At 61.0% G+C, this 11,487-nt stretch carries 12 protein-coding genes; 7 read left to right on the top strand and 5 right to left on the bottom strand.

The window, feature by feature from the left end; genetic code table 11:
• Nucleotides 1–224: hypothetical protein (locus ACLNEE_RS15930; protein WP_412007353.1), on the top strand; the 224-nt coding region annotated here is incomplete at its 5' end.
• Between the two features lie 157 nt (nucleotides 225–381).
• The gene (locus tag ACLNEE_RS15925) at nucleotides 382–1,224 is read left to right on the top strand and encodes a hypothetical protein (protein WP_412007352.1); all 843 of its coding nucleotides are present in this window, start codon (nucleotides 382–384) and stop codon (nucleotides 1,222–1,224) included.
• On the opposite strand, the gene ACLNEE_RS15920 is transcribed toward ACLNEE_RS15925, so the two are convergent.
• The 3 genes from ACLNEE_RS15920 to ACLNEE_RS15910 form a co-directional block, all read right to left on the bottom strand.
• Nucleotides 1,221–2,336 carry an MGDG synthase family glycosyltransferase gene (locus ACLNEE_RS15920; RefSeq protein ID WP_412007351.1) on the bottom strand — a complete coding sequence of 372 codons (1,116 nt, stop codon included), beginning with the start codon at nucleotides 2,334–2,336 and terminating at the stop codon, nucleotides 1,221–1,223. The two genes, ACLNEE_RS15925 and ACLNEE_RS15920, sit on opposite strands and share 4 nt — an antisense overlap.
• Nucleotides 2,333–3,034 (bottom strand): glycosyl-4,4'-diaponeurosporenoate acyltransferase CrtO family protein, encoded by a 702-nt coding sequence (locus ACLNEE_RS15915; protein WP_412007354.1) that lies wholly within the window; start codon nucleotides 3,032–3,034, stop codon nucleotides 2,333–2,335. Before ACLNEE_RS15915 ends, ACLNEE_RS15920 begins: the two co-directional genes overlap by 4 nt.
• Before the next feature lie 107 nt (nucleotides 3,035–3,141).
• A complete protein-coding gene (locus ACLNEE_RS15910; protein ID WP_412007350.1) occupies nucleotides 3,142–3,954 on the bottom strand; it encodes a UDP-2,3-diacylglucosamine diphosphatase in 813 nt (270 codons plus the stop codon).
• Between the two features lie 183 nt (nucleotides 3,955–4,137).
• Here ACLNEE_RS15910 and ACLNEE_RS15905 point away from each other — a divergent pair, with 183 nt between their 5' ends.
• Entirely contained in the window at nucleotides 4,138–5,625 is a 1,488-nt protein-coding gene (locus tag ACLNEE_RS15905) for a glycosyltransferase family 39 protein (RefSeq protein WP_412007349.1), read from the top strand.
• Here ACLNEE_RS15905 and ACLNEE_RS15900 read toward each other — a convergent pair.
• Complete coding sequence (locus ACLNEE_RS15900; protein WP_412007348.1) at nucleotides 5,622–6,269, bottom strand: acetyltransferase; 648 nt, start codon at nucleotides 6,267–6,269, stop codon at nucleotides 5,622–5,624. The two genes, ACLNEE_RS15905 and ACLNEE_RS15900, sit on opposite strands and share 4 nt — an antisense overlap.
• 64 nt (nucleotides 6,270–6,333) lie before the next feature.
• On the opposite strand from ACLNEE_RS15900, the gene ACLNEE_RS15895 reads away from it, so the two are divergent.
• Both ACLNEE_RS15895 and leuC read left to right on the top strand, forming a co-directional pair.
• On the top strand, nucleotides 6,334–7,860 hold the full coding sequence (locus ACLNEE_RS15895; protein ID WP_412007347.1) for a M14 family zinc carboxypeptidase: 1,527 nt from the start codon (nucleotides 6,334–6,336) through the stop codon (nucleotides 7,858–7,860).
• A gap of 57 nt (nucleotides 7,861–7,917) precedes the next feature.
• Nucleotides 7,918–9,324 (top strand): 3-isopropylmalate dehydratase large subunit, encoded by a 1,407-nt coding sequence (gene leuC / locus ACLNEE_RS15890; protein ID WP_412007346.1) that lies wholly within the window; start codon nucleotides 7,918–7,920, stop codon nucleotides 9,322–9,324.
• A 22-nt stretch (nucleotides 9,325–9,346) separates the two neighbouring features.
• On the opposite strand, the gene ACLNEE_RS15885 is transcribed toward leuC, so the two are convergent.
• Nucleotides 9,347–10,003, bottom strand: coding sequence for a CoA transferase subunit B (locus ACLNEE_RS15885; RefSeq protein ID WP_412007345.1), 657 nt, complete (start codon nucleotides 10,001–10,003; stop codon nucleotides 9,347–9,349).
• Nucleotides 10,004–10,119: 116 nt separating this feature from the next.
• On the opposite strand from ACLNEE_RS15885, the gene ACLNEE_RS15880 reads away from it, so the two are divergent.
• Both ACLNEE_RS15880 and ACLNEE_RS15875 read left to right on the top strand, forming a co-directional pair.
• Entirely contained in the window at nucleotides 10,120–10,803 is a 684-nt protein-coding gene (locus tag ACLNEE_RS15880; protein WP_412007344.1) for a tetratricopeptide repeat protein, read from the top strand.
• 144 nt (nucleotides 10,804–10,947) lie between these two features.
• Nucleotides 10,948–11,487 (top strand): hypothetical protein (locus ACLNEE_RS15875; RefSeq protein WP_412007343.1); only part of this gene is annotated, 540 nt, incomplete at its 3' end.

Raw genomic sequence — 11,487 nt, 5'->3', positions numbered from 1 at the left:
ATCTCGCGGTTCACCACATGATGCCGCTCGGCCAGCCGGACGAAATGCGCATCGCCCAGCTTCAGCCGGTGGAGCGCTTCGGCGTCTTCGGGGAAGATATCGGCGAGTTCGAGTCATCAGACCCCGGGTGTGTGGCCCCAAAAGTGATCCGACCCCTGAAAGGGCGTCGGAGGAGAGCATTCCCGCCGATCTCGGTGGCCTTGAGTCTCGCGACGGAGCACTGACGAGGCGTTGCCACGTCAGTGGCACGAACCTGCCGTGATCGCTCCGAGAATCGGGGCTCGCCCTCCCGACCACCGGCTACCGACGCCCCCGGCTGTGTGCCATGGAGAGCGCGCAGCGATCTCCGTGCCTTTGTCGAGATCAGGAGGGCGACCCTCCGTGGGAGCCGAAATCCTGTCGCCGTTCACGCCGACAACTCTACGAGACCCGGTGAGCCCTTTCGGGCCGCCCCGCAACCAGAATCCCCGTCGGGAGTATAAACAGGCAACGCCCGTTCGCCCGGGGGAGCCCCTCATTTCGACGCAACCGCCGACCCACGACGCCGAGACCCCGACTCCCGACGCCCCGCACCGCTCGGGCTGGCAGGTCGTCATCGACTTTTTGAACCCGGTCTATCACTTCCGCCGGTTCAAAGAAGATATGGCCGTGGCCAAATCGGCTCTCTATCTGCGGAAGCAGATCCTGCACGACGGCCTGGATTCTCACCGCTTACCCGAGATTTTTCGCGGGATGATGATGGGCATCTTTTTTGCCACCGGGTGGACGAACATGCTGGGCGTGGCAGCGGGGGCCCTTCTTCAACGCCTGACCGACAACCAGTGGATTGGGCTGTACTCCACCTTCTTTTTCTGCTTCGTCATCACCGCGGTGGCCTACCAAATTGGCTGGTATCTGGACAATCGTCGGCTTTACGCCAAAACCCATGCCGACCCGGTTCACCGATTTTTGGAGCTGCAGCGCGATATGTGGCCCATCCACAAGACTGCATTGAGATTTGTGGTGGCCTTTAGCATCATCAACATCCCCCTCAGCACCCTGATTGTGGGGGTCATCACCCTCATCAGCGACCGGTTTGCAAAGAACATGCCCTCGGGGCTGGTCATCATGCTGGTGGAAGCGTTGTTTGTGGCCGGACCCTTTGTGCGCATCATGGGCGATACGTTTGACAAGCACAGTTACGTGCTGGCCGCCAAATATCGCCACCTGTGCGGAAACGGCTAGGCGCCGCTTTGTTCGCGCAAAATGCGCACGATATCGGGGGCGGCGTTCGGTTTTGCCTGCGCGAGAGCCGCCATTCGCATGGCCGCACGCCGCTCGCGATCGCGCAGCAGTCCGTTCACGGTCGATCCCAACTGGCTGGGTTCCCGGACAATCACCCCGGCCCCGAGCTCTTGCAAAAATTCGGCATTGCCCTCTTCTTGCCCGGGGATCAGGAAGGGCCAGTACACCACAAAGGGAATCCCCACCGTCAGAGCCTCAAACGTGGTGAGACCGCCCGGCTTGCCCACCAAAACATCGGACATCGCCATGAGCGAGGCCATCTCGGTCTGATCTACGTGACCCTTGACGGTCACATTGTCGTAGTTCATCACCGCATGCTCAAGAGCCTGGCGCGAGGCCTCGTTTCGGCCCGCCACCACAATGACATGCGCGCCCGTGGCGGCGAGGTCGAGCGTGGCATCGACCAGCGGCCCGCCACCAATGCCCCCCGAACTCATGAGCACCACCGGCTGATCCTCGCTCATGGCGTGGGCGGCGCGGGCTTCGGCTTTGGTGGGAGCGTGAGCAAAGGCGCCGTTCACGGGAATCCCGGTGACGTGAATACGGCCGGCCGTTTCGGGCAGGCGCTTCAGCAAAACCTCTTGACTCCAAGGTTGGGGAACAAAGAACAGATCGGGCTGACCGCGGAGCCACATGCGGTGGACATAGAGGTCGGTCACCACAATGGCCATCTTGAACGGCACGCGGCGGCGAATCCGCGCCAAACGGGGCTGAGGCAGAGAGTGCGTGCAGACCACCCAATCCGGACGTTCGCGCTCAATCATGCGGTCCAGAGGAGCGCAAAAGGTGGTATCGAGCCCGGTTTGGGCTTGATAGTAAAAGTAGGGGCGGTCGGAGCCTCGGTAAAGATGCCCCCACAATCGGGGTCGCCGACGCACCAGGGTCTCATAACCGCCCCGGTACCAACGTCGAAAACCCGGAGTCACAATGTCCATGGCATCAACATGCCGGGCCTGCAGTCCCTGCCGCTCGGCTTCTTCGGTTATGGCAATGGCCGCCGAAACGTGACCGTTACCGGTACTGGCCGAGACCACCAAGATTTTTAAGCTCATGCCGATTCCTGGGCTTTGCGCTGGTCACGCTCGCGGAAGCGAGTCAGCAAAGGCCACACCCGCGTGCGGTGATAGCGCTGAAGGAACGTACACCCAACGTCGCCGTATATGATCCAGAGAATATACGGCAACCACCACCAGCTTTTGGTCGCAATGGCGTGAATCAAGGGCATCAGGTCAAACAACGCGGTGATGAGGTGGGTCGTTTCCCCAACTCGAGTACGCAGCTCAAATTGGTGCAGATCGTGGGGGTTGGGTCGCTGGACAAACTCCACTTTCTTGCCCTCACGACGATCCACCTTACTGATCGAGGTCTTTTGGATATACGTTGTGGTGATCCACTGAAAAAACTTGATCCCGATCATTCGGTAGAAGGCCTCGGTCTCAAAGGCCCGGGGCCGGAACCACCAGTCACCATGGGTAGGCGGCAGGGGGCCCTTTTTGACCGGCGGCTTGTCGTGATCGGGCACCAACCGCAAGGCGAGCTGAAGCTTGTAGAGCTCCATGACGGTCAGCACCAGGTGAAAAGTGATGAGAACCGAGAACACCCCGGCAATGAACCAGCCGCTTTTGGTGAGCCCGAAAATCACAAAGGGCACAAACAGCAGGGCCCGCATAAAGTTGCCCGTAGAAAAGTAACGGGCGCTGAGCAAGAGATCTTCCTTCTCCTCTTCACTCCAACCCGGCGCCGATGCCACCTCGGCCAAGGACGGAATGGCTCGCTGACCGGTCAATCGGCAGACCGTCAGGTACAGGCCACGGAACCCCAGGGCTTCAATCAGACGAACGACGATAAAGCTTCTCCTTACTCAGGGCTTTTGGGGGTGACCAGTCCCCGCAGCACCTCGGCGATCTTGGGATTCTCGCTCGCGGGCGGCTCCCACAAACTCAACAGCTCAAACGTTCCGTCTTCATGTTCCACCACGGCGGTGGCGTGCTCCACCCAGTCCCCGGTGTTCACGTACATAAAGCCGTCGGGGCTCTGTTCAATACGCGGACGGTGGACGTGACCGCACACCACCCCATCAAAACCGTTGTCGCGAGCGTACTGGCAAATGAGCTCTTCGTACTGGCTTTTTTTGCCAATGTAGCGCTTGACCGTCGTTTTGAGCATCGAGGCTAAGTCGATGGGCCGGCGACCGCGTTCTTGCCGTTTTTGACTCAGTCTCTGGGTGGCCATCGAGATCGACTCGTGCATCCAGGCCCCAATGACGGCCCAGGTGCGATGTTCGGTCACGGTTTTGTCGAACAGGTCTCCGTGAACCACCAGCAGCTCCTTACCCTCCACGGTCGTGTGGGTAAAGCTGTGTTCAATCAGCAGGTTGCCCACCTCGACCCCCAGGACCCGGCGAAGAAAGGCATCGTGATTGCCCGGGCAATAGAACACTTGGGTTCCCAACTGCTCGAACTCCAAAATCATACGCAAGACTTCGGTGTGGGGCGCAGTCCATTTGCGATCCTTGCGTCCGACCCAGCCGTCAATAATGTCGCCGACGAGATACAACCGATCGCAGCTCACCGAGGACAGAAAATCTCTGACCTCGGTAGTGCGTGCGCCCACGGCTCCGAGATGGATATCGGAGACGAAGACGCTTCGGTAGTGGCGACGCGTCGACATGCCCTGTTGCCCGCATTCTACGCGGTCCCGGGACGTTCGACCGCTCCGAGAGGCCGGGACGGGGCCAGGATTGCCCGCTCAGGGGGCCATCGGGAGCACAATACACGCGCACGCATGCCTGCCGATTCGGTCACGCGCCCGGCCACCGACTCGCCTCTCGCCCCTGTGGCGTGGGGAGGGCTCTTGGCGATTTTGCTGACCACCCTGGGGGTTCATTTGCTGGCCATCAACCAGTACGGGTTCTTTCGGGACGAACTCTACTACTTGGCCAATACCGCTCATCTTGGCTGGGGACACGTGGATCACCCTCCGCTCTGCGTCTGGATTCTGGCGGCGGCGACCCAGCTGTTTGGCGATGGTCTCCCTGTGATGCGCAGCCTGGCCATCGGCACCGGCCTGGGGGCGATTGTCATGAGTGCGCTCATCGCTCGCGAGTTGGGCGGCGCGGCATGGGCCCAAGGCCTTGCGGCTTTGGGCGTCGCGGCCTCGCCCGTCAACCGGGTGGTGGGTCACCTATATTCCATGAACGGCTGGGATGTGCTGCTGTGGGCCGTGGCCGTTTGGCTCTGGCTGCGCATCGGCCGCACCGAAGGCCGGGCGCTCGGGCTCTGGTCGATTTTGGGCGTGGTCTTGGGGCTGGCCCTGCTCAACAAACTCAGCGCCTTGTGGCTGATCATGGCGCTGGTGCTGGCGACCGTGGCCACGCCACGACGTTCTGACTTCAAAGCTCCCGGCCTGTACCTAGCCACAGCCATCAGCGCCTTCCTGTTTGCCCCGCACGTGATGTGGCAAGTTCAAAACGACTTCGTCACCCTCGAATTCATCCGCAACGCGACCACGGAAAAACTCCTTCCGGTTCCGCCCCATCAATTTGTCATCGTTCAGGCGGTGGTCACCAATCCGCTTGCGGTGATTTTGTGGATGACCGGGCTCATCATGGCCTGGCGTCGCCCAGAATGGCGCGGTATGGCGATTGGGTTCACGGCCGTCGCCCTCCTGCTGATGGTGAGCATGCGCAGCCGCGAAAACTACTTGACCCCCGCCTATGCTTTTGTGCTCCCGGTCGGAGCCTTGGTGGTGAGCGACTGGCTGGCCTCGCGCCCGGCGCTCCGAACGGCGTACACGGCGGCCTTGGGCCTGACGGGGCTGATGATGGCCAGCCTCGCCCTGCCCGTCCTGCCCGTGCAGACCCTGGCCTCCATCAGTCGGGCGGCGGGGTTTTCGCCCCCGGCCAGCGAAGCCGGCAAGCGCAACGATATTCAGGGCATGGCCGACATGTTTGGTTGGCCTGAGATGGCTGCGGCTGCCGCGGAAGTCTGGCAAACGCTTCCCGAGGAGGAACGCACGCGCACGCCCATCTTGGGCACCAACTACGGACAAAGCAGTGCGGTCTGGCGCTTTTGGCCCGCAAGTGCGGGGCCGCGCCCCCTCATTCTCGGTCGGCACAACGACTGGTGGCGCATCGGCCCGCAAGGGTGGGATGGAGGAACCGTGGTCGTCATCGGCGAGACCCGCGAAGATTTGCGCGCCATGTTTACCGACTGGCGCGAAGTCCGACGCATGAACACCGAATGGACGGTGGAAGAAGAATCCACCGCCCCCATCGCGATTGCCCGGGGCCTTAAGGTTCCGGTAGAAGAGTTCTGGGCCGCCGCCCGCCTGATCCGCTAATTACGGGTCTTGATCACCCGCGCGGGCACCCCGACCGCCGTGACGTGCGAAGGTAAATCGCGCGTGACCACCGCGCCGGCCCCCAGAATGGTGCCTTCGCCCACCGTCACCCCCGGGATGACCCTCACGCCCGAACCGCAATCGACCCCGGCCCCCAGCGTGACATTGCCACTGAGCGAGGTCAGAGGGTTGATCGTCGCAAAATCACCCACGCGCACGTCGTGGCTGATGACGGCACCGACGTTCACAATCACTCCCCGACCGAGAACCAAGTCGGTTGTGAGCACGGCGTGATGGCAAATCAAAGTTCCTTCCCCCAAAGTCACGCCGCGACCCACCGTTGCGGTGGGGTGAACAAGGGTCGGGAGCGGGTTGCCGTTCTGGCGCAAAACCTCGGTGATCCGAGATCGAACCGCCGGGGCCCCAATCCCCACCACCACGCCAACCTCCGGTCGGGCCAAGAGCCAATCCATGGCCCCCAATACGGGCAGATCGTGAAACGACCGTCCGTGCAGGGCGGCATTGTCATCAATAAACCCGAGGGCCTCGTAAGCGGCGCCGTGCGCAATGACCGCCCGCAAGACCTCCATGGCCTCGCGGCCCATACCGCCGGTTCCTACCACCACGCAGGAAAGCTGATTCACAGGGTAAAGGCTACCTGCTACGTGAACGAGCCTGAACCGGATCGGAGCGGGTATATCCCTAACTATGCTGCCGACCCTTGCCGCCGCCTTGGCCCTGGTGAGCCCCGCTTGGCCCCAAACTCGGGCCGAAATCTCGGGCTACACCGAAACGAGCACCTACGCCGAGACGATGGCCTTTATGAACCAATTGGTCAAAATGGGCGCACCCATTCAGCTGCGAACGATCGGTCAAAGCCCCGAAGGTCGCCCCATTCCCTTGGCCATCATGGCCCACCCAATGGTTGAAAATGCCGCTCAGGCCAGACGCCAGGGCAAGCTGGTCGTTTACCTGCAAGCCAACATTCATGCGGGAGAGGTGGAAGGAAAGGAGGCGACGTTGATGATCATGCGCCGCATCAGTCAGCAGGTGCGCGCCGGGAGGCCGAATTTACTCAACCATATGGTAATTTTGGTCAATCCCATTTACAACGCAGATGGCAACGAGAAATTTGCTTCGCAATCGGTGAACCGCCCCGGGCAAGATGGACCAGAACGTGTGGGAACCCGCGCCAACGCACAGGGATTCGACCTGAATCGAGACTGCATCAAGGCCGCCTCGCCCGAGATGCGAGCCGCGCTGGATTCGGTGTATGTGCCCTGGGATCCCGATGTCACGCTGGATCTCCATACCACCAATGGCACCCGTCACGGCTACGAGCTGACCTACGCTCCGCCCACCTTGCCCACCATGCCCGAGGCGTTGTTGGCCTACAACCGCGATGTGCTTATGCCCGGAGTTCGCGCCCAACTGAAGGCCGATCGGGGCTGGGAACTGTTTGACTACGGGAATGCGGTCACCCGAAATAACCAAATGGTGTGGGAAACCTTTGGCTACGAGGCTCGCTACGTGACCAACTACGTGGCTCTGCGCCGATCCATTGGCATTTTGAGCGAAGCCATCAGTTTTCACAACTTCCGGGATCGCACCGTGGCCACCGATGGGTTCGTGACCTCCTGTTTGGAACGCGTCGCCCGCGACCGCGCGTTGATTCAGCGCCTGCGCCGACCGGCTCCTCTTCCGGCCGAAATGGGGGTGCGATTTAACCTTGCGGTGGGTCGCACGGAACCCGTTCTGTTAGAAAAGCTCGCCCCGGGACAAGCCCGGCCCGCCACCGGCCGCCCCGCGGCGATCGAGGCCATCACCATGCCCGTGTACGACCGATTCACCACCGTTCGAACCGCGCGCGTGCCCGCGGCTTACTACTTGCCGGGCCGGTATCTCTCCGCCATTCGGTTGATGCGTCGGCACGGACTGACGGTCGAACCTATCACGAGTCCGATTAACCAAACGGTGGAAACTTTTGCGATTTCTGAGTTCCGCCAAGCGGCACGACCGTTCCAAGGCGTGCGGCTCATCACCCTGGAGGGCACCTTTGCCCGCCAGACCCGCACGATTCCGGCCGGTTGGGTGCGGGTGCCCGTCACCCCCGAGACGGGGCACCTGGCTTTTCATTTGCTAGAGCCCGAAGGCACGGACGGTCTGGTGACGTGGGGATTTTTGGGTGAACCCGGCCAAGGCACCGAGTTCCCGGTCTTGAAGGCGATGCCGTAACCTTGGCTCTTGCGACCATGGGATCCACTCATTTCATGCCAAACTAAACGTCAAGACATGGCAAACGCGAGTCGCAACGACGCAAGAACTCTGTTTGACAAGGTGTGGGACGCCCACGTGGTCAGCGACCTCGAAGGCGGCGGCGTCCTGCTCTACATCGACCGCCACCTGGTGCACGAAGTCACCAGCCCCCAGGCGTTTGATGGTCTGCGCGAAAAAGGTCGCCCCGTGCGCCGACCCGACCTCACCTTTGCCACTGTGGATCACAACGTGCCCACCGATGGCCGCGCAATTGATGAAAGCACCCTCAGTGGTCAGCAGCTGGCCGCGCTCAGCCGCAACGCCCAAGAATTCGGCATTCCGCTCTTTGGTTACGACGACCGCCGACAGGGCATTGTGCACATCATTGGCCCTCAACTTGGACTCACTCTGCCCGGTCTGACCATTGTCTGCGGCGACAGTCACACCAGCACGCACGGAGCCTTTGGGGCCCTGGGGTTCGGGATTGGCACCACCGAGGTGGAACACGTCCTGGCGACCCAAACGCTGCGCGCGCCCAAGCGGCCCAAAACCCTGGCGATTGAAACGACCGGTCGGCTGGGCCACGGAGTCACCGCTAAAGACATCATCCTGGCCATCATCCGCAAGCTCGGCGCGGCCGGGGCCACCGGCTACGTCGCCGAATACCGGGGCGAAGCGATTCGAGCGCTGAGTATGGCCGGGCGCATGACCATCTGCAACATGAGCATCGAGATGGGAGCGCGAGCCGGAATGGTCGCTCCCGACGACATCACGTTTGAATACATTCAGGCCGAAGAGCGACCCTATGCGCCCAAAGGATCGGCCTTTGAGGAGATGGTCAGCTACGCCCGCCAGCTGCCCAGCGACGAAGGGGCCACCTTTGATCGCACCGAGCATTTGGATGTAGGATCACTCAAGCCGCAGGTCAGTTGGGGCACGACCCCGGCCATGACCGTGGACATTGACGGCGCGATTCCCGAACCGCAAGATGCGGCTGAAAAGCGGGCTCAAATGTACATGGGCCTGACCCCCGGCACCCCCGTCGGAGATCTGGACATCAACACGGTGTTTATTGGCAGCTGCACCAACGCCCGTATCGAAGATCTGCGGCAAGCGGCCGCGGTCATCAAGGGCCGCCAAGTGGCCAGCGGAGTTCGGGCCATGGTGGTGCCGGGCTCGGCGGCGGTGCGGGCTCAGGCCGAACAAGAAGGTCTGGATCAGGTGTTCCAAAATGCCGGGTTTGAATGGCACCGGGCCGGATGCAGCATGTGCCTGGGCATGAACGGCGACATTCTGCGCCCGCAACAGCGTTCGGCCAGCACCAGCAACCGACCGTACGAAGGTCGACAAGGCCCGGGATCGCGCACCCACCTGGTGAGTCCGCTCACGGCGGCGGCCACCGCGCTCACCGGTCGGCTCACCGACCCTCGCAGCTTGATTTAAAGCGACCCTGCAATGCGTGGCATCAAACCGCGACGGATTGCAGGTGTTCGCTCACGGTGAACTTGGCGGCGGTTTTGGCGGTGACTTCTTCCACCGTGGTTTCAGGCGCGAGTTCTTTCAGCACGAGGCCGCCGTTTTCCACTTCAAACACGGCCAGATCGGTGATGACCATATTCACGCATCGTTGTCCCGTGAGGGGCAGGGTGCAGGTCGGGAGCACCTTGCTCTCGCCCGCTTTGTTGGTGTGTTCCATCACCACCACCACGCGCTTCACTCCGGCCACCAAATCCATCGCGCCGCCCATCCCTTTCACCAGCTTGCCAGGGATCATCCAGTTGGCCAGGTCGCCCTGCTCGCTGACTTCCATGGCCCCCAAAATGGTGAGGTCGATGTGGCCGCCCCGGATCATGCCGAAGCTGTCGGCCGAGCTGAAGTAGGCCGTACCCGGGATTTCGGTAATGGTCTGTTTGCCCGCATTGATGAGATCGGGATCCTCTTCCCCTTCGTAAGGAAACGGCCCCATGCCCAGCATCCCGTTTTCGCTTTGCAAAACCACTTCAATGCCCGGGGGGATGAAGTTCGCCACCAGGGTGGGAATCCCGATGCCAAGGTTTACGTAAAAGCCGTCCCGCAGTTCTTGGGCGGCGCGCATCGCCATTTGGTCGCGCGTCAAGGGCATGATTCCTGAGACGTTACCCGGGGTGAAGGGTGATCGGGGGTGATAAGTGTCGGAGCCCGGGAAACATCGGGGCCGCCTCTGCGTTAGAACCTGGTATGACCCGCTTCCTTCGGTGCATGCCGCTCGCACTGTTGGCCCTGCTGGTGGCCGTACCGGCCCTGGCCCCGGCCCAATTTGTGTGGCCCAAGCCTGAGTACCGCATCTCCGAGCCCGGTCTCTACGAAGAAGATCCGTTTATCGTGGAGTACCGGGAGAAGTTTTTTGCCGTGTTCCGCGGGGACGTCCGCACCTTTGAAACCGCCTACGCCGAGATTGAGGCGATGCTGAAGAAGAACCCGAAAGACGCCCGGGCCTTGGTGTGGCGGGGCAACGGCAAAACCGTGCGAGCGGGGCTGACCTTTTTGCGCGACCGCAAGCTGGAAGAAGCGCTGAAGCAGTTAGAAGATTCGCGCCGCGATCTGGATGCCGCCGTGGCCCTGCGCCCCAATGACCCCAACATTTACATGATGCGCGCCGCCACCCTTTATGTGCAGGAGATGTACTTCCCCCCCGAGCGGCTACCCCGGGTGGTGTACGAAACCCTGCGCGACGACTGCCTGCGCTTTATCAAGTATCTGGGCGACCGGATCACGCGGGTCAGCATTCACGTGCGCGGCGAAACCTACGGCGAGCTCGGAATTGCGTACCTGCGCCTGGGCGAAAAGGAGAAGGCCCGCGCCGCATTTCAACGGGTGATTGAGCTCTGTCCCGGCACGGCCTACGCCACTCGGGCCAAACGCGAGATCGCCAACCTCGGTTGATAAACACAGCTCCTTAGCGCTTATTAGTTATACGGCATGTATAGGCCAATGCTAGTTCTCATCAAACACTGATCGTCAGTTTGGACTTTTGGGACTAAAGCCTCAAGTCGCTACTCTCAAACATCACCTAGGGATAATCGAGACATGGATAGTGCTTCCAAAACAAGGCGCAAATCGCTAGCCACTATCTCATTTATCGCTACGGCAATGAGCCTTCTCCTTGTTGGCGCGCTTGCTGGGTTAACTCAAACGGAGCGTGACCAGCAAGCCAAGGCCCCAGAGCAAGCCTCTAGCTCTCTGCCTATCCCCTCCCCCAGCTACACTCTAGTCAACCAGCCTTCGCCTCAAGCGCTGTTCGATTCCGCGCTTGAAGACTTGATGGCTGCTGCCGAAAGTGAAGGTTTGGGCGACAATGTCGCCTGGAACAACATGCAGTGGATTCAAATTGAGCGAGAAGATGGTATTCTTGTTCGATGGGAATTCAATTCGTCTGGACGAGTGACGCACTATCACTTTGGGGATCTTAGTGTTCGTCTCCATGTTCCTGGCAATATAAAACTGGGATACGACTTGAAAGGCTACAACGAACAAAGCACTTCCTACACTCGCTGGCATGGGACTGTTACGAACGGAGCTGGGCAAGTCATTGGGGCTAAATGGTACCCAACGGGACAGGTCGTAGGT

Origin of the sequence: Aphanothece stagnina RSMan2012 (assembly GCF_046764815.1) — a bacterium.
GTDB lineage: Bacteria > Cyanobacteriota > Cyanobacteriia > PCC-6307 > Cyanobiaceae > NIES-981.
The sequence above is the reverse complement of the archived record's forward strand: the minus strand, read 5'-3'. Positions and strand labels throughout refer to the sequence as shown.